Source organism: Nocardia sichangensis, assembly GCF_047200615.1.
Lineage (GTDB): Bacteria > Actinomycetota > Actinomycetes > Mycobacteriales > Mycobacteriaceae > Nocardia > Nocardia sichangensis.
The window spans coordinates 1-17,478 of the sequence record NZ_JBJZOK010000048.1 but is presented as its reverse complement, the minus strand read 5'-3'; the positions used below and the strand labels follow the sequence as shown (position 1 = coordinate 17,478).

Below are 17,478 nucleotides of genomic sequence, written 5' to 3'. Positions count from 1 at the left end.
GCGACGGACACCCTGATTTCTGCTGTGCAGACGGATCGCTGGACCGGTGCGGGTTCGCCTAGACTCGTGGTACGGCGAGCTCTGCGGCGGTCATGCCGGGCCGGCGGCGAGTATGGGAGGCAGTGCGATGAGCGAAATGCGCGTGATCGGCATCCGTGTCGAGCAGCCACAGAACCAGCCCGTGCTGTTGCTCCGCGAAGTGGCGGGCGACCGGTATCTGCCGATCTGGATCGGGCAAGCCGAGGCGACGGCGATCGTCCTCGAGCAGGAGGGGGTGACCCCGATCCGCCCGCTGACCCACGACCTGATCAAGATCCTGATCACCGAGCTGGGGCACACATTGAAGGAAGTGCGGATCGTCGATCTGCAGGAGGGCACCTTCTACGCGGATCTCGTCTTCGAGAACGATCTGCGGATTTCGGCGCGGCCATCGGATTCGATTGCGATCGCCTTGCGGGTGGGTTGCCCGATCCATGCCGAGGAGTCGGTTCTCGAGGAAGCCGGTCTCGTCATGCCGGACGAGCGCGAGGACGAGGTGGAGAAGTTCAAGGAATTCCTGGAGTCGGTGTCTCCCGACGACTTCAAGGCGACCGATAGCTGAAGTAGAGGTCGAGACTTTCCCCGCGCGTCGCGTTTGGCTCGATGACGCCGCGGGCTGGACAATCGTGGGGAGTAATCTCGACAGTTGGGCCACGACCGTTTCGGCCGAATCCGCACCGATTCGGTCGGTGACGGCGCCGGGTCATCGATGAGGCTGGGAATGCGTCGGCGAAGCAAGGGAGTGGTCAGTGGCAGAGCAATCGCAGGATGTGGTACAGCCAGGACTGTTCCCCGACGACTCGGTACCTGACGACATGGTCGGCTATCGCGTTCCCAGTGCGTGTCAGGTAGCCGGAATCACCTACCGGCAGCTCGACTACTGGGCGCGCACCGGTTTGGTGGTGCCTTCCATCCGGAGCGCCGCGGGTTCGGGTAGCCAGCGGCTGTACTCGTTCAAGGACATCCTGGTCCTGAAGATCGTCAAGCGGCTGCTCGACGCGGGCATCTCGCTGCAGAACATCCGGATCGCCGTCGATCATCTGCGCAGCCGCGGCGTGCAGGACCTGGCGGGAATCACCCTCTTCTCCGACGGCACCTCGGTGTACGAGTGCACGTCGGCCGAGGAGGTCGTCGATTTACTGCAGGGCGGGCAGGGTGTGTTCGGGATCGCCGTGAGCGGCGCCATGCGCGAGCTGACCGGCGCCATCGCGAACTTCCCTGCGGAGCGCGCGTCGGCGATCACCGAGCGTCCGGAGGACGAGCTGTCGTTCCGTCGTAAGGCGCGGATGAACCGCAAGACGGGCTAGGATTCGCACAACGCTTTCACGGCCGGGCAAGGCGTGCAGCCTCCCCGGCCGTGGTGCGTGACAGCGCCGTCGGCGGCGGGCAAGGGCCGGGGCGGCAGCGAGAGGGGGCGCGGTGCAGGCACGCGATATCACCGGGCTCGTCGGGCCGATCGAGCGGATCGACGCGTTTCCGACCGTCGACGAACTGAATGCCTTCGCCGACGCTCTCGCGGCCGGTCATCCGGACCGGATCTCGATCACTGAGCTAGGACGTTCGCGCGGCGGTGACCCGATTCGGGAGGTGACGGTCGGATCCGGCGACCGGCATATCTTGGTCTTCGGCAATCCGCATCCGAACGAGCCCATCGGCATGGCCACGATTCGCCATCTGCTCGGCCGGATGGCCGCGGACGAGACGGTGACCGTGGGCGCCACGTGGCATTTCCTGCTGTGCGTAGATCCGGACGGAACGCGGTTGAACGAGGGGTGGTTCGCCGGACCGCACACCAGAACCGGCGTCGCCCGCGGCTTCTACCGGCCGCCCGCGGCCGAACAACCGGAATGGTGTTTCCCCACCGAATGGCGCGGCCGGCGCGTCGGGGTGCCGCTGCCGGAGACGAAGGCGATGATGGCGCTGATCGACCGCACGCGGCCCGCGCTGATCGCCTCCCTGCACAACGCGGAGTTCGGCGGCGGTTTCTTCTACACCTCCGGCGGTGATCCCGGGTACTGGTCGGCGTTGACCGCAGGCCTCTCCGCCGCCGGCGTGCCGATCTACCAGGGCGAACCCGACGCGCCGGGCGCCCGCACGCTCGCTCCGGGAGTCTTCGAGCTGCCGCTGTTCGAGGCGATGGCGGATCTGCTGGCGGCCCAGGGCCTCGACTCGGTCACCGCGCTGGGCGGGGGCGGCTGCCGGGACTACGCGGCGCGCTACGGCACGGCGATCCTGGTCTGCGAATTGCCGCTCTGGGTGGACTCGCGGATCGGCGACGGTTCGGCGGGCGACCGAGTGCTGGGCGACCTGCTCGACGCCACCGCCGCCGACTACCGGGCCATGGCCGAGGTCGCCTCCGAGGTGCTCGCTCGCGTCGACGGCACATTGAGCGGTCGCAGCCCGTTCGAACGGTCGGTGCGTGCGCTGGTCGCCGGGCTGCCGGGTCTCGCCGTGAGCAGACAGTCGGTGCCGCAACGAAATCGGATCGCGACCCGGGGCGAGATCTTCGTCGAGCAGTACGACTGGACCGCGATGCTGCGCCTGCGGCTGGGCGGCATGCTGCTGCGCCTGCTGGAGGACGAATACGCGCTCGGCGGCGGTACGGCGCTGGCCGCCGAGCGCGACCGGTTCGCCGCGGTATTCGATCAATGGTGCACCGATGTAGAGCTGAACGCACCCGGTGTCGCGGTGCCGCTGGCCCGTCTGGTGGGCGTCCAAGCGGAGTCGATCGTGCTGGCGGCTGCGCGGCTGCGCGCCGGACTCGCCATCTGACGGGTGATGCCCGCTCGGTCCCCCGAGTGACGAGAACGACACGGTGCGCGCGGGGTCCGGTGGCGCGCTCCGGCGTGTCGTCGGCTTAGACTGACGGTGCGTCGCCGCCGTGCGGGAGAGCCTCGGTCCGGAAACGAGTCCGAGCGCCGAAGGAGCAGCACCTCCCCGTCAATCTCTCAGGCAAAAAGGACCGTGCGGGCTTCGACGCCTCTGGAAAGCGGCGGCTTCGAGCCGCCCGCCCATGGGGAAAGGGTCTCGGCCACCGGTCGCGGGACCCGAATCTCTCAGGCGCCACGACAGAGGGGGAGGGCCGGTACCCGTCGACCGCCTGGTCGACCCCGCCCGACCTTGGGAGCTGTTGTGACTCGCTCGTTCGCCGACCGCCATATCGGACCCGACCGGGAGGAACTGGCCCGGATCCTGGACGTCGTCGGCGTGTCGTCGCTGGACGAGCTGGCTGCCGTCGCGCTGCCCGCGAGCATCCTGGACCGCGACGGCCTGGCCGGGCTGCCCGCGGCGGGCTCCGAGCACGAGGTGCTCGCCGAACTCGCCGAACTCGCCGGGACCAACACCGTGGCCACCTCGATGATCGGGCTGGGTTACTACGACACGCTGACCCCGCCGGTGCTGGTGCGCAATCTGCTGGAGAATCCGGCCTGGTACACCGCCTACACGCCCTATCAACCCGAGATCAGCCAGGGCAGGCTCGAGGCGCTGCTCAACTTCCAGACCATGGTGTCGGAGCTGACCGGCATGGACGTCGCCAACGCGTCGATGCTGGACGAGGCCACCGCGGCCGCCGAGGCCATGACACTGCTGCGCCGGGCGGGCCGATCGAAGTCTGCACGCCTGATCATCGACCGCGACCTGTTCCCGCAGACCAGAACGGTGCTCTACACCCGGGCCGAGCCGCTGGGCCTGGAGATCGTGGAGGCGGACCTGTCCGCCGGAGAGCTGCCCGACGGAGAGTTCTTCGGTGTGCTGGCGCAGACTCCCGGGGCTTCCGGTCGCGTCGTGGACCTGACCGAGTTGATCGCCGCGGCACACGATCGGGGCGCGTTGGTCGCGGTCGGGGCCGATCTGCTGGCGATGACGCTGATCACGCCGCCCGGTGAGCAGGGCGCCGACGTATGCTTCGGCACCACCCAGCGCTTCGGTGTCCCGCTCGGTTTCGGCGGCCCGCACGCCGGATACCTCGCGGTGCGGCAAGCGCAGGCCCGCCAGCTGCCCGGCCGCCTGGTCGGCGTCTCGGTGGACGCGGACGGCGCCGTCGCCTACCGGCTCGCCTTACAGACCCGCGAGCAGCACATCCGCCGGGAGAAGGCGACCTCCAACATCTGCACAGCGCAGGTGCTGCTGGCCGTCGTGGCCGCGATGTACGCCTCCTACCACGGTGCCGAAGGGCTGCGGGCGATCGCCCGCCGGGTGCACGCGCACGCCGCGGCGATCGCGGCCGGGCTGGACGGCGCGGTGGTGCACGACAGCTTCTTCGACACGGTGCTCGCGCACGTGCCCGGCGGCGCGGAAGCCGTTGTGGCGAAAGCGAAGTCGCGCGGCATCAATCTGCGCCTGGTGGACGCCGACCACGTCGGCATCGCCTGCGACGAGGCGACCACCGACGCGCATGTCGCGGCCGTGCTCGAATCCTTCGGCACCGCGGTGTCGTCCGAGCCGGGGGCGCCCGCGCCGGTCGCGGCGATCGAGAGCCGGACCTCGGAGTTCCTGGCGCACGCCGCGTTCACGAAGTACCGGACCGAGACGGCGATGCTGCGGTATCTGCGCGCACTGTCCGACAAGGACATCGCGTTGGACCGCAGCATGATTCCGCTCGGCTCCTGCACCATGAAGCTCAACGCCACCGCGGAGATGGAGGCCATCACCTGGCCTGGTTTCGCGCGCGTGCATCCCTACGCGCCGGTCGAGGACGCGCCCGGCCTGCTGCGGGTGGTGGCGGACCTGGAACGGTGGCTGTCGGACATCACCGGCTACGACTCGGTGAGCTTGCAGCCGAACGCGGGCAGCCAGGGCGAGTACGCGGGGCTGCTGGCGATCCGGCGCTACCACCTCGATCGCGGCGACACCCACCGCGACACCTGTCTCATCCCGTCCAGCGCGCACGGCACCAACGCGGCGTCGGCGGCCATGGCCGGGCTGCGCGTGGAGGTGGTGAAGTGTCGCGCCAACGGCGACGTCGATCTCGACGACCTGCGCGCCAAGATCGCCGATCACGCCGATCGCCTGGCCTGCATCATGATCACCTACCCGTCCACGCACGGCGTCTACGAGCACGAGGTCGCCGAATTGTGCGCGCTGGTGCACGACGCGGGCGGTCAGGTCTACGTGGACGGCGCGAACCTGAACGCCCTGGTCGGCCTCGCCCGGCCGGGCCGCTTCGGCGGCGACGTGAGCCACCTGAATCTGCACAAGACGTTCTGCATCCCGCACGGCGGCGGCGGTCCCGGCGTCGGTCCGGTCGCGGTGCGCGCGCACCTGGCGCGGTATCTGCCCGGCGACCCGCTGGAAGCGGGGTCGCACGCGGTGTCGGCCGCGAAGTACGGCTCCGCCTCCATTCTGCCGATCACCTGGGCCTACATCCGCATGATGGGCGCCGATGGGCTGCGCCGCGCCACGCTGTCGGCGATCGCTTCGGCCAACTACATCGCGCGGCGGCTGGACGAGTACTTCCCGGTGCTCTACACCGGCGAGCGCGGCATGGTGGCGCACGAGTGCATCCTGGACCTGCGCGAGATCACCAAGCGAACCGGCGTCACCGTCGACGATGTGGCAAAACGCTTGGCGGACTATGGGTTCCACGCGCCGACCATGAGCTTTCCGGTGGCCGGTACGTTGATGGTGGAGCCCACCGAGAGCGAGAACCTCGCCGAGCTGGACGATTTCATCGAGGCGATGATCGCGATCCGCGCGGAGATCGCCCAGGTCGCCGCGGGCGTGTGGCCGGTGACCGACAACCCGCTGCGTGGGGCGCCGCACACCGCGGCGTCGCTGGTGGGGGAGTGGGAACACCCCTACAGCCGGGAAGTCGCCGTGTATCCCCGAGGTCTCGGGCATGCCAGGGCGAAGGTGTGGCCGCCGGTGCGCCGGATCGACGGCGCCTATGGCGACCGGAACCTGGTTTGCGCCTGTCCACCGCTGGAGGCGTACGCGGACTGACCGCCGGTCCGGTCGCGTATCGACCTCACCGCGTGGCGGCCACTTTTGCATAGGTGTTCGCCAGGTCCGGCCAACCACCCGGACTGCCCACGGCGTCGTGCATGGACTCCCAGCCCGGTCCGTGCTTATCGAAGCCGGAGTGCACCAGCGTGACGGCGGTGCGGTCGGGAGCGACCGCCGAGAAGGTGACATCCACGCGGCTGGCCCGCTCCGGATCCGGTTCGTGCTTCCAGTCCAGGCCGATCGCCCAGGAGAACGCGAAGTGGGTCGGCGGCTGCCACACCAGCACGGTGCCCCATGGACATTCGGTGCCGTCGTCCTCGCGACCGAGGCAACGGCCGCCCACGCGCGGCTCGATCACCTCCTCGGCGAGCCGGCCCGCGCCGATATGGTGCTCGCGCGGCCACCAGCTGTCGATGCCGGTGGTGAACACGTCGTAGGCGGTCTCGATGGGTGCGTCGACGACGAGTTCGACGCGTACGTCCTTGTCGCTGGCCTGCTGTGTCATGACTGCTCCTGGTCGGTAGCTCGTTCTTCGGCGGCCCTCCGGCCTGCTTCGTCCTGGAAAGCCGACATCGCGGTGGTCCAGAACCGCGTGAAGTACACGCGCAGCGCGTCGATACCGGTGGGATTCAAGCGGTACACCCGGCGGGTGCCGACCGCCTCGTGGGTCACCAATCCGGCCTGCTCCAGCACCCTGAGGTGCTGCGATACCGCGGGCCTGCTCACCGGCAGATCCGCGGCCAGCTGCCCTACCGCGCACGGCCCCTTGCCGAGGCGCTCGAAGATCGCCCGCCTCGTCGGGTCACCCAGCGCGGCCAGCGCCGCATCTCGGTAAGTCCCCACGAACCGTAAGTTTAGACTTACCAATAGCGGCTGTCTATAGTGCGAGGCGGCAGTTCTGTCTTCGCGCGGGCGGCGCGCTACGGCGTGGTGAGCGCCTGGACGACCGCGGAGCCGAAGCCGATGTCGTCGGAGGTGGCCAGGCGGGTGTAGTTCCCGCCGGTCTGCCGCGCCAGGGCCTGGAGGGTCTGGGTGCCGCTGCCGCCGACCACGATGACGTCGACGCGCACCGGCCGGGTGCGGTCGGTCGCCGCGGCGATGTCCGCGGCCAGTTGGGTGCCGGTGACCGTGGAATCGTCGTCGGGTCCGTCGGTGATCAGCAGCACCGAATTGGTGCGGCCCGGCGTGTACCCGGCGACGGCGCTCTTGTACGCCGCGATCAGGGACGGGTAAGCCTGATCCGACCGGCTCTCGCTCGGGCGCACCGCGGTCAGCGCGGTGCCGATCTTCGTGCGCTGGTCGGTGGTCAGCGGGGCGGTGGCGGCGGCCACCCGGTACGGAGTAGTGCCGTCGAGGTTCTTGCCGAAGGTCCACACGCCGAGTCCGAAGTCCGGCGGCATGACCGTCATCGTGGAATTCAGCGCGGCCAGAACGTTCGCCAGACGCGTCGTGGCGCCCTCCGCCGTCCCCATCGACGCCGACACGTCGACCAGGACGGTGGAGCGCACGCCGAGTACCGGATTCGCCAGCGTGGCGCGGACCTTGTCGAGCGCGCCACGGGGCGGGACGGCGGCCGCGGTCTGCGGCGCGGCGGCGAATCCCGCCGTGACGAAGGCCTGCGCCTGCTCGGGCTTGCGTAGATAGTCGGTGAACCGTCCGGCGATGAGATTCTGCGTCTTGTCCACCCACGCGCCGGACATCAACGCGGCCGGGTAATCGGCCACGAGTGCGGACCCGGCGGGGCGGAACGCCACGACGCCGGGCAGACCCTTCAGTTGCTGCTCGGTAGCGGCTATCGCGTGCATGGGCGCGTCCTGCGCCGTGAGCTCGGTCAGCGCGGCCGTGGTGTCGGACGCCTCGGGAGCGTCGGCGGCGAGCCCGGAGATCGCGGCGACCACCTGACCGGACTGCGCCGCCTGCTCGCTGAGCGGTTCCGCGCCCGAGACCGCGGAGCCGACCGCCGTGGCCGCGGCGAGCGTGGCGTCACCCGCGGGCAGGGCCATCCGTAGCCCGCCCCATCCGTTCAGGCCGACATCGGCGAGCGAGCCCTGCTGCAGCCGCGGCAGGTCGGCCCAGGACACGTCGGCCTGCTCCAGCGCGCGACGCAGGTCCTCGGGCACCGCGAGCACGATCGGGCTGGTGGCGATGGGTACCGGTGTGCCCTCGATCAGGCCGGGCACCCGCATGGACTCGATGGAACGGGTCGAATCGGCGATCCACAGCGCCGGCTGCGGGCCGAGCGCCTTGTCCCATGGCTTGCCGCTGGTGAACGCGGCGATGACGGCCGCGGACGGCTGTGCGGTCACCTCGACCCGCGCGCAGTGGTCGCGTACTTTCGGCCGGGTGGCGTTGTAGCTGTCCGCGGCGGCCCGCACCTGCGCGGCGATGCCGGGATCGGCCGTCACGGAGAGTGTCGCGGGCCCCTCGACGCATTCGGCCGCCGCCGCACTGTCCTGGTGCGCCGCGCGATCGCGCAACTGGAACCAGACGACGACGATCGCGGCCAGTAACGCAACGACGACCACTGCGATAACCGGACCTTTGCTGACGCCCCGGGATCTGGTTGCGCTGCGATGAGTGCCCACGCGGTCAGTGTATGGTCAGCGGCGCCGAACGAAGTCGGCGAGGCTCCCCGATACCGGCGCGGGTGCGCGCGGTCGTGTTGGCCCGCCGCCGTGCCGCACGGCACGACGGCGGGACCGCTCAGTGGCGGATCACCCGTCCGCGGTCGAACTCGTGCCCGCCCCAGACGCCGGATTGCCCGGTGCGCGCGGCGAAGTCACCGCAGGCATCCCGGATCGGGCAGCGCGCGCAGACTTCCCGGGCGTAGTCGAAGTCCTGTGACGGGTACGGGAACCAGGCTTCGTGGTTCGGGTCGCCGCGGCAGGCCGCCCGGTGCCACCCTCGGGAATCCGAGAGCGGGAGCAGGTCGGCCAGGGTCGGCTCCGCGACGGCGGTGGTCTCGGCGCTCGTCATCGCGATCTTCTCCTTTCTCGGCTCGTGGTCAGGTCGCGGCGAGTTGCTTCCAGATCCGGCGCTGCTGCCGGATCCGATGGGTAGGGGCCTTCGGCTCCCAGAGCAGGCGCATGCCCGCCTCCTCCGGGGTGCGGTCCGCCTTGGCCGTGTTGCACGGCGCGCAGCAGGCCACGAGGTTGCCCCAGGTGTTCGGGCCGCCCCTCGACCGCGGCCGGATGTGGTCCACGGTGCGCGCCCACCCGGCGCAGTAGCCGCACCGGTTCCGGTCGCGACGCAGCACGCCCGCCAGGGTTGCCCTGCTCTCGTCGTGCACCAGCACGGCGTGCTCGAGGTAGACGTAGCGCAGCAACCGAATGGTCTGTGGCAGAGCGATTTCCACGTGCCGTGACCGGATCGGGAAGTGCGGCCTGCGGTCGGCCACGGTCTCCGCGGCGCCGGCGACCAGCAGCACGACGGCCCGGTCGGCTTTGATCTCGTCGAGCGCCTCGTAGGAGGCGTTCAGGACGAGTACCCCGCTGTGTATCCAGTTGTCTGCGGTTGTCGCCTGATCGGCGGCACGGCGGAACGTCATGGGAATCACCATGTTTCGTGCGAATTCGAGCGAAGGAGGAGAGCGATGCGGCGATCAGCCGAGGATCTGGAGGCGGCTGTCGACCGGTTCGCCGCGCCGTGCGCGCAACGGCCTGCCGATCGCGTCGCCCGCGGCCGACGATCGCGCCGCGAGGGTATTCATTCGCTTCGTCGTCTCCGGAATCACTGCCGCCCCTCCTCTCCACTGCTCGGCGGCCACCTCGAGGTGGTGGCCGGTGTCGAAACACATGGTGGCACAGCGCACCCGCCGTTGTCGGGTCATTTTTTGGGCGGTGCTACGGAGGGTGGTCCCGGCGGTCAGGCCGGTCGCAGTTCGGCGGCGCCGAAGGAGACGTTGAACCGGTCGCACCAGATCGCGACGCTGGTCAACCGGGCCAGGTCGGCGTCGGCGGGGATGGGGTAGTTCTGGTTGCCCTGGTTGCCTTTGAGCCTGCCCAGGTCGGTGTGACTGCCGTCGTCGAAGACGAACCACCCGTCGCGGCCTTCGCGCACCGGCGCGTCGGTGAGCCAGACGTGCAGGTCGGGGCCGTCGGAGGTGTCGAGGTCTTCCAGTCTCAGCACTCTGCTGCCGTCGGCCAGTCGCAGGACCGCGACGGTGCCCGCGGTGGCGTGCTCGTGCGAGATGAACCTGCCCCGGGCGATGGTGCGCGGCTGGGCTTCGGTCCCGCCCGGACCCGGCGCCGGGGATGCCGACGGTGCGGCCTCCTGCACGGTGGTGTCGGTGAACAGCCGCCATGGCTGGAAAACGGCCAGTCCCGCGCCCAGACCCACGATCAGCAACGCCACGACGGCCCAGGTGATCGGCGATCGAGCGATGCCCCGTGCGGACGCCATGGATTCTCCTCGGAGTGTTCGGGGAAACTCGCCCCCATCCGATTATGGGGGCGAGCGGGGGGTGGCGTCGACGGAAGAACGTCATCCGATCGGGGAGTGTCCGAGCAGGACGTGCCCCGTGAAGTGGGTCTGCTTGGCCCGCGGCAGCGGGTGGAACAGGCAGCCGTGCACGTCGCGGTAGCGCATCTCCAGCTCGCAGTCGCGCGAATAGCCGAGTCCGCCAACGGTTTCGATGGTGAGGCGCACGGTGTGCACGAGTGCGTCCGCCGCGGCGGTCTTACGGCTGAGCGTCCGGCTCGCGTACTGATCGGTGTTGGCGAAGTGCAGGTTCTCCGATCCGGTGAACATGGCGTCGACGAGGTCGCCCGCGGTGGTGTGCGCGGTGGCCATCTCGCCGGCCAATTGGACGGTCGGCGCGTCGGCCCGCCCGGCGGCGAGCGTGGTCGCGATATCGACCGCGCCGTCGGCGATACCGAGGTAGGCCGCCATGACCAGCGGCATCGCCGCGCCGATCACGACGTTCAGCAACGGCGGCCACACCGATGCCGGGCGGGTCAGCGATACCGCCGCGTCGGGCACGAACACATCCTCGAGCACCACGGTGTGCGAACCGCTCGCCCGTAAACCCAAAGTGTCCCAGGTCTTCTCGATCCGTACGCCGTCGGCGGTGAACGGGATGGCGCAGTGCAGCACCTGCGGGCCGTCGGGTGCGTCATCCCAGCGCACGCTGGTCACCAGGACGGTGCCCGCCTCGCATCCGCTGGCAGGCGCTTTGCGCGCGTGCACCCGGTAGCCGCCGTCGACCCGCTCGGCGCGGCCGTTGGAGCCGACCCAGTCCGATGCTCCGGTGCTGACCAGGATCGCACCCGCGACCACCTTGGCGAACAGTGGTGCGGCATCGATGCCGTGGTTGTGCCGCCACACCTGGGCGGCGACCAGGTGGGTGTGCATCGCGAAGGCGACCGCGGTGGAGGGGTCGTGGCGGCCCAGCTCGCGCAGGATCGCGCCCATCTCGCGGTGGGTGACCCCGCCGCCGCCGAACTCGGCGGGGACGAGCGCCGCGGACAGTTCGCTCTCGCGCAGGAGATCGAACGCGGCGAGAGAGATCTCGCCGGAGTGGTCGCGGGCGGCGACCTCGGGATGAAGAGCCTCGCCGACGCGGCGTGCGCTGGCGATCCAGTCGGTTGTGGTGTCGGTGGGGGCAGGAGCTGTAGTGGTCATGTTTCGAAGTTAGGAACGGCCGCGATAACCGGATAGTGCAGAAAGTGGACCGCCCCGGTCCAGAACCGAGACCGCGTTCGCGAGGTGCCATGACGATTTCGACGCCGAGTTACGGCCAGTACTGCCTGATCTCCCGGGCACTCGACGTGGTGGGCGAGCGCTGGTCACTGCTGATCCTGCGCGACCTGCTGCTGGGCACCACCCGGTTCAACGACCTCGCGCGCGGCTTGCCCGGCCTGTCGCGCAGCCTGCTGGCCAAACGCCTGCGGCAGTTCGAGCGAGCCGGGCTCGTGGAGAAACTGGTCGGCGAGTACCTGCTCACCGACGCCGGGCGGGAACTGGAGCCCATCCTGTTCGACCTCGGCGAATGGAGTGCGCGCTGGACCTTCGGCACGCCGCGCGAGGACGAGCGTGACCCCGCTCTGCTGGTGTGGTGGATGCACACCAGGGTCGACACCTCGTCGTTCCCGGGCCGTCGCCACGTGCTGCACGTGCGTTTCACCGACGACCTGCGCCGATTCTGGATCGTGATCGAGGCGGGGGTGCCCTCGGTGTGCGAATCCGATCCCGGCTATCCCGTTGACGTCGCGATCAGCTCCGATGTCGCCTCGCTGTACGAGGTGTGGCTGGGGCGGCTGCCGCTGGCGCACGCGCTGCGGACGGGCCGGGTGGCGTTCACCGGCACGCCCGCGCTCACCCGCCGGATGCCCTCGGTGCTGCGGCTCAGCCCCGTCGCCGGGTACGCGGACACGTCGCACCCGGACGCCACCACTCAGCGCGCATCCTGAACTCCGGCGGCCTGCTCAGAGATTCCCGCCGATGCGCTCGAGGCGCTGGGCCACCAGTTCGCGGGCCTTCTCGCGCAGCGCGGCCGGTACCCCCGCTCGGATACACCGGGTCGCCCGGGGCGTAGTTCTTCTTCGGTGCGGACGAACTCCGCGGCCGAGTCCAGCTTCCGCCGGTGCTCCGGGTAGGCCTCGAAATCCCAAGCCCTGGTCAGCCTTTCGTGTCCCGCGCGGTGCCGGTCACCACGCCGTCGAGCAAAGTGGTCGCGAGGATGTCGGCTATCTCGCCGGGGGAGCGGCCGCCGTGCGGGCGGTACCAGAACGACACCGTGTTCAACATGCCGAGCACGCTGTTGGTGACCACGTGGTCGTCGGTGCGTAACAGCCCCTCGGCGTGACCGGCGTCGATGACGCGTTGCCAGCACTGCTGCACCCGGTCGCGCAGGTCTTGCAGTTGCGCGGCGCGCTCGCCGGTGAGCGCGCCGACGTCGCGTAGCTGGATGGCCACCTCGCGCTGATGCCGCACGATCAGCCGCACGTGACTGTCGATCAGCTTGCGCAGCTTGGCGACCGGATCGCCGGGCCCGTCGGCGATCTGTTCGGCCTCGGTCAACATGAGCTGCGTGTAGTCGCGCAGGATCTGCCAGAGCAGCTCTTCTTTGGAACCGATGTGGTAGTACAGAGCGCCGCGCTGCACGTCGGCGCGCTCGCCGACCTCGGCCACACCGGTGCCGTGGAAGCCCCGTTCGGCGAACAGGTCGATCGCGGCCCGCACGATCCGCGCCCTGGTGTCGCTCGCGGTCGATTCGGCCGCGGGCGGACGGCCCCGCCTACGGGACGGTGCGGTCATTTCGACGGGTCCAGCACGATCTTGCCCACCCCGTCGGCCCGCTCGGCGAACATCCGGTAGGCGGCGGACCCGTCGGACATCGGAAGGTGGTGGGTGACCACCGCCTCGGGCCGCAGCCTGCCGCCCGCGGTGAGCTTCAGCAGCGCGGGCAGTTCGTACTGGATCGAACACAGCCCGATGTGGAATTCGAGGTCCTTCACCTGCGCCGCCATCATGTGGAACGGGTAGGCGCGGTTGTGGCTCACGCCGATCACACTGACCCGGCCGCCGTGCCCGACGGCGCTGATCGCCAGCTTGATGGTTTCGTCGGCCCCGACCGCCTCGATCGCGACATCCGCTCCGCCGCGCAGCGTTTCGCGGATCGCCTGCTTCGGATCGTCCGATTCGACCGGCTCAGCGCCGAGCTCGGCGGCGCGCTTGCGGCGTTCGGCCAGCAGGTCGACGCCGAGTACCCGCGCCGCGCCCATCGCGAACGCGGACTGGACCGCCATGAGACCGACCGGGCCGAGCCCGATCACCACCACGGTGTCGCCCGGCGCGATCCGGGCGCGCCGGGCCCCGTACCACGCGGTGGGCGCGTTGTCGGTGAGCACGACGGCGGCGGTGTCGCTCACCTCGTCGGGCAACTTCGCCAGATTGCCCGCGGCGTGCGGGACGGCGAGCAGCTCGGCCTGGCATCCGGCCAGTGCGCCGCCGAGCCCGTAGCAGGCATCCACCGGCAGCGGATGGCGAGCGCACGCGGTGACGATCCCGGCGCGGCACTGCGCGCAGCTGTCGCAACCGGCCGAGGCGGCGACCAGCACGCGGTCGCCGACGGAGAACCCGCGGGTGTACGGCCCCACTTCCACGATCTCGCCGACGGCTTCGTGCCCGACGCCGTAACCGGCGCCAGCGACGAATCCGTGTCCGGCGTAGATGTGCAGATCGCTGCCGCAGATGCCCGCCGCGGTGACCCGGACGATCGCGCCGTCGGGGCCGGGCAGCGCGGGATCGGGCCGGTCGCCGTACGAGATCTGTCGCGGTCCGTCATAAGTCAGCGCCTTCATCGCCATCCTCCGTCGATCGGGAGGGTGGCGCCGGTGCAGAACGCCGAGGCCTCGGTGGCGAAGAACAGCGCCGCACCGACGATCTCCTCCGGCCTGCCGACCCGGCGCAGGGCATTGTGTCTGGTGAGTTCCGCGCGCAGCTCGTCCGGCCACGCCGTGGCGATGTCGGTTTCGAAAGGCCCGCACTGGATGGTGTTGACCCGCACGTTCGGCGCGAACGTCTGGGCCAGCCCTCCGGTCAGTGCGTTGAGACCGGCCTTGGCCGCCGAATAGGGGACCGCGAAGGGTTCCGGCCGGATCGCCTCGATCGAGGAGACGTTGATGATCGAGCCGCCGCCGTCGGCCGCCATCCGGCTGCCGATCAGAGCGGACAACCGGAACGGTCCTTTGAGGTTCACGCCGATGACCTTGTCGAACAGCGCCTCGGTGACCTGGTCCAGGCTGGGGTACAGCGGCGAGAGGCCCGCGTTGTTGACCAGCACGTCCACCCGGCCGAATGTGTCGTAGGCGGTCTGCACCAGGGCGTCGCACTGCGACCAGTCGCTGACGTTGCAGGCCACCGGCAGGGCGCGGCGGCCGAACCGCTCGGTCACCTCATCGGCCAGCGCGGCGCAGCCGTCCAGCTTGCGGCTTGCGATCACCACGTCCGCGCCCGCTTCGGCGAACGCGAGCACCATTTGTTTGCCCAGCCCCCGGCTTCCCCCGGTGACGACAACGACCTTGTCGGTGAGTGGCACCTTGACTCCTGCATCTCCGAAAATGTTCCGATCAGTACATTAAATCCGGCGCGCGTTACGATCAAGGGGCTGTCCGGCCGACCGCCGACGGCTCACGACCCGCCGGGCGCAACGAACAGCTCGCCTCGGCGTGGCGACGGATTCGGGCACAGGCATGGGCGACCCGGCGCGCGGTTACACCGCTACCCACGGGTAACATGACACTGTTTTCCCACTCGGTTTTCTCGGAAGTGAGGCAGTAGATGACAGAGCGGATTCAGGTCGGCGGGCTCCAGGTGGCACGCGTTCTCCACGAGTTCGTCGAGAACGAGGCGCTCCCCGGTTCCGGCGTGGATTCCGCCGCGTTCTGGGCCGGCGCCGAGCAGGTCATCAATGATCTCGCTCCGCGCAACCGCGCTCTGCTGGCCGAACGCGACGAGATCCAGGGCAAGGTCGACGCCTGGCACGCGGAGCACCCCGGCGCGAACTACGACAAGGCCGCCTACAAGAACTTCCTGACCGACATCGGCTACCTGCGGCCCGCGCCCGCCGATTTCCAGATCACCACCCAGAACGTCGACGAGGAGATCGCCGCGACCGCGGGCCCGCAGCTCGTGGTGCCGGTGATGAACGCCCGTTTCGCGATCAACGCCGCCAACGCGCGTTGGGGCTCGCTCTACGACGCGCTCTACGGCACCGATGCCATCTCCGAGGCGGGCGGCGCGGAGAAGGGCACCGGCTACAACAAGGTGCGCGGCGACAAGGTCATCGAGTGGGCGCGCAACTTCCTCGACGACTCGGTCACCCTGATCACCGGTTCGCACATCGGCTCGACGTCCTACAAGATCGTCGACGGCGAGCTCGAGGTCGGCCTCGAGGACGGCACCAGCATCGGTCTGGCCGACGCCTCCCAGCTGGTCGGCTACCTCGGTGATCCGGAGGCGCCGAGTTCGGTGCTGCTGAAGCACAACGGTCTGCACATCGAGATCCAGATCGACCCGCAGTCCCCGATCGGCAGCACCGACACCGCGGGCGTCAAGGACGTCGTGCTGGAGTCCGCGGTCACCACGATCATGGACTTCGAGGACTCGGTCGCCGCTGTGGACGCCGAGGACAAGGTGCTCTGCTACCAGAACTGGCTCGGCCTGATGAAGGGCGACCTCGCGGAGAAGGTCACCAAGGGCGAGAAGACCTTCACCCGCACCATGAACCCCGACCGCGTGTACACGGCGCTGGACGGCGGCGAACTCACGCTGCACGGCCGTTCGCTGCTGTTCGTGCGCAACGTCGGTCACCTGATGACCTCCGACGCCATCCTGGACGCCGAGGGCAACGAGGTGCCCGAGGGCATCATGGACGGGCTGATCACCTCGCTGATCGCCAAGCACAGCCTGGCCGACGACGTGCAGCTGAAGAACAGCCGCACCGGCTCGGTCTACATCGTGAAGCCGAAGATGCACGGCCCGGACGAGGTCGCGTTCACCGACGAGCTGTTCGGCCGGATCGAGGACGTGCTCGGGCTGAGCCGTAACACGCTCAAGGTCGGCATCATGGACGAGGAGCGCCGCACCACGGTGAACCTCGCGGCCTGCATCCAGGCCGCCGCCGAACGTGTGGTGTTCATCAACACCGGCTTCCTGGACCGCACCGGCGACGAGATCCACACCTCCATGGAGGCCGGGCCGATGGTCCGCAAGGCGGACATGAAGTCCCAGCAGTGGATCCTGTCCTACGAGGACTGGAACGTCGACACCGGTCTCGCCGCCGGCCTGCCCGGCAAGGCGCAGATCGGCAAGGGCATGTGGGCCATGCCGGACCTGATGGCCGACATGCTCACCCAGAAGATCGGTCACCCGCGCGCGGGCGCGAACACCGCGTGGGTGCCCTCGCCCACCGCCGCGACCTTGCACGCGACGCACTACCACCTGGTCGACGTGTTCAAGCGGCAGCAGGAGATCGCCAAGGGCGGTCGCCGCGCCACCGTCGACGAGATCCTGGAGATCCCGCTGGCCGCCGCGCCGAATTGGACCGACGAGGAGAAGCGCCAGGAGCTGGACAACAACTCGCAGTCCATCCTCGGCTACGTGGTGCGTTGGATCGACCAGGGCGTCGGCTGCTCCAAGGTGCCCGACATCAAGGACGTCGCGCTCATGGAAGACCGTGCGACGCTGCGCATCTCCAGCCAGCTGATGGCCAACTGGCTGCGCCACGGCATCGTCAGCGCCGATGAGGTGGTGGCCAGCCTGGAGCGGATGGCCCCGGTCGTCGACCGGCAGAACGCGGGCGACCGGAACTACCGGCCGATGGCGCCGGACTTCGCGGGCAGCATCGCGTTCCAGGCGGCCAAGGAACTGATCCTGGAGGGCACCAAGCAGCCCAACGGGTACACCGAGCCGATCCTGCACCGCCGTCGCCGTGAGGCGAAGGCGCTGGCCTGCGTCTAGTCTCCGCGCGCCGCGAATCCCCCGGTCCCG

17 protein-coding genes and 1 riboswitch are annotated in these 17,478 nt (G+C 69.6%); of the genes, 6 read left to right on the top strand and 11 right to left on the bottom strand.

Annotated features, from left to right (window positions below; all coding sequences use genetic code 11):
* The first annotated feature begins 127 nt into the window (after positions 1-127).
* From ACL03I_RS36720 to gcvP, 4 genes are all read left to right on the top strand, one after another.
* Positions 128-601 (top strand): bifunctional nuclease family protein, encoded by a 474-nt coding sequence (locus ACL03I_RS36720; protein WP_039797829.1) that lies wholly within the window; start codon positions 128-130, stop codon positions 599-601.
* A 187-nt stretch (positions 602-788) separates the two neighbouring features.
* Entirely contained in the window at positions 789-1,346 is a 558-nt protein-coding gene (locus ACL03I_RS36715) for a MerR family transcriptional regulator (protein ID WP_067811025.1), read from the top strand.
* Between the two features lie 112 nt (positions 1,347-1,458).
* The gene (locus tag ACL03I_RS36710; RefSeq protein ID WP_412808311.1) at positions 1,459-2,811 is read left to right on the top strand and encodes a M14 family zinc carboxypeptidase; all 1,353 of its coding nucleotides are present in this window, start codon (positions 1,459-1,461) and stop codon (positions 2,809-2,811) included.
* Positions 2,812-2,913: 102 nt separating this feature from the next.
* A riboswitch (glycine riboswitch) is annotated at positions 2,914-3,014 on the top strand.
* 157 nt (positions 3,015-3,171) lie between these two features.
* Complete coding sequence (gene gcvP, locus ACL03I_RS36705; RefSeq protein ID WP_412808310.1) at positions 3,172-5,982, top strand: aminomethyl-transferring glycine dehydrogenase; 2,811 nt, start codon at positions 3,172-3,174, stop codon at positions 5,980-5,982.
* A gap of 25 nt (positions 5,983-6,007) precedes the next feature.
* On the opposite strand, the gene ACL03I_RS36700 is transcribed toward gcvP, so the two are convergent.
* The 8 genes from ACL03I_RS36700 to ACL03I_RS36665 all read right to left on the bottom strand — a co-directional run bounded on the left by ACL03I_RS36700 (position 6,008) and on the right by ACL03I_RS36665 (position 11,607).
* Complete coding sequence (locus tag ACL03I_RS36700; RefSeq protein WP_355078498.1) at positions 6,008-6,490, bottom strand: SRPBCC family protein; 483 nt, start codon at positions 6,488-6,490, stop codon at positions 6,008-6,010.
* Positions 6,487-6,828 carry an ArsR/SmtB family transcription factor gene (locus ACL03I_RS36695; RefSeq protein WP_379255772.1) on the bottom strand — a complete coding sequence of 114 codons (342 nt, stop codon included), beginning with the start codon at positions 6,826-6,828 and terminating at the stop codon, positions 6,487-6,489. Before ACL03I_RS36695 ends, ACL03I_RS36700 begins: the two co-directional genes overlap by 4 nt.
* A 77-nt stretch (positions 6,829-6,905) precedes the next feature.
* Positions 6,906-8,510, bottom strand: coding sequence for a VWA domain-containing protein (locus tag ACL03I_RS36690; protein ID WP_412808309.1), 1,605 nt, complete (start codon positions 8,508-8,510; stop codon positions 6,906-6,908).
* A gap of 178 nt (positions 8,511-8,688) precedes the next feature.
* On the bottom strand, positions 8,689-8,961 hold the full coding sequence (locus tag ACL03I_RS36685) for a WhiB family transcriptional regulator (protein ID WP_355078495.1): 273 nt from the start codon (positions 8,959-8,961) through the stop codon (positions 8,689-8,691).
* A gap of 28 nt (positions 8,962-8,989) precedes the next feature.
* Positions 8,990-9,532: an HNH endonuclease gene (locus ACL03I_RS36680; RefSeq protein ID WP_355078494.1), complete on the bottom strand. Its 543-nt coding sequence runs from the start codon at positions 9,530-9,532 to the stop codon at positions 8,990-8,992.
* A gap of 54 nt (positions 9,533-9,586) precedes the next feature.
* Positions 9,587-9,814, bottom strand: coding sequence for a hypothetical protein (locus tag ACL03I_RS36675; RefSeq protein ID WP_355078493.1), 228 nt, complete (start codon positions 9,812-9,814; stop codon positions 9,587-9,589).
* Positions 9,815-9,849: 35 nt separating this feature from the next.
* On the bottom strand, positions 9,850-10,386 hold the full coding sequence (locus ACL03I_RS36670; RefSeq protein WP_355078492.1) for a DM13 domain-containing protein: 537 nt from the start codon (positions 10,384-10,386) through the stop codon (positions 9,850-9,852).
* Positions 10,387-10,467: 81 nt separating this feature from the next.
* Positions 10,468-11,607, bottom strand: coding sequence for an acyl-CoA dehydrogenase family protein (locus ACL03I_RS36665; protein WP_412808308.1), 1,140 nt, complete (start codon positions 11,605-11,607; stop codon positions 10,468-10,470).
* Positions 11,608-11,696: 89 nt separating this feature from the next.
* On the opposite strand from ACL03I_RS36665, the gene ACL03I_RS36660 reads away from it, so the two are divergent.
* A complete protein-coding gene (locus ACL03I_RS36660; RefSeq protein WP_412808307.1) occupies positions 11,697-12,395 on the top strand; it encodes a winged helix-turn-helix transcriptional regulator in 699 nt (232 codons plus the stop codon).
* 208 nt (positions 12,396-12,603) lie between these two features.
* On the opposite strand, the gene ACL03I_RS36655 is transcribed toward ACL03I_RS36660, so the two are convergent.
* Genes ACL03I_RS36655 through ACL03I_RS36645 form a run of 3 tightly spaced genes read right to left on the bottom strand, consistent with a single transcriptional unit; the run spans position 12,604 to position 15,025 of the window.
* Positions 12,604-13,242, bottom strand: coding sequence for a TetR/AcrR family transcriptional regulator (locus ACL03I_RS36655; protein WP_355078488.1), 639 nt, complete (start codon positions 13,240-13,242; stop codon positions 12,604-12,606).
* On the bottom strand, positions 13,239-14,288 hold the full coding sequence (locus ACL03I_RS36650; protein ID WP_412808306.1) for a zinc-binding dehydrogenase: 1,050 nt from the start codon (positions 14,286-14,288) through the stop codon (positions 13,239-13,241). The genes ACL03I_RS36655 and ACL03I_RS36650 overlap by 4 nt, the downstream gene beginning before the upstream one ends.
* Entirely contained in the window at positions 14,285-15,025 is a 741-nt protein-coding gene (locus tag ACL03I_RS36645; protein ID WP_355078486.1) for an SDR family NAD(P)-dependent oxidoreductase, read from the bottom strand. The genes ACL03I_RS36650 and ACL03I_RS36645 overlap by 4 nt, the downstream gene beginning before the upstream one ends.
* 242 nt (positions 15,026-15,267) lie before the next feature.
* On the opposite strand from ACL03I_RS36645, the gene ACL03I_RS36640 reads away from it, so the two are divergent.
* Positions 15,268-17,448 carry a malate synthase G gene (locus tag ACL03I_RS36640; RefSeq protein ID WP_412808305.1) on the top strand — a complete coding sequence of 727 codons (2,181 nt, stop codon included), beginning with the start codon at positions 15,268-15,270 and terminating at the stop codon, positions 17,446-17,448.
* The last annotated feature ends 30 nt before the right edge of the window (positions 17,449-17,478 follow it).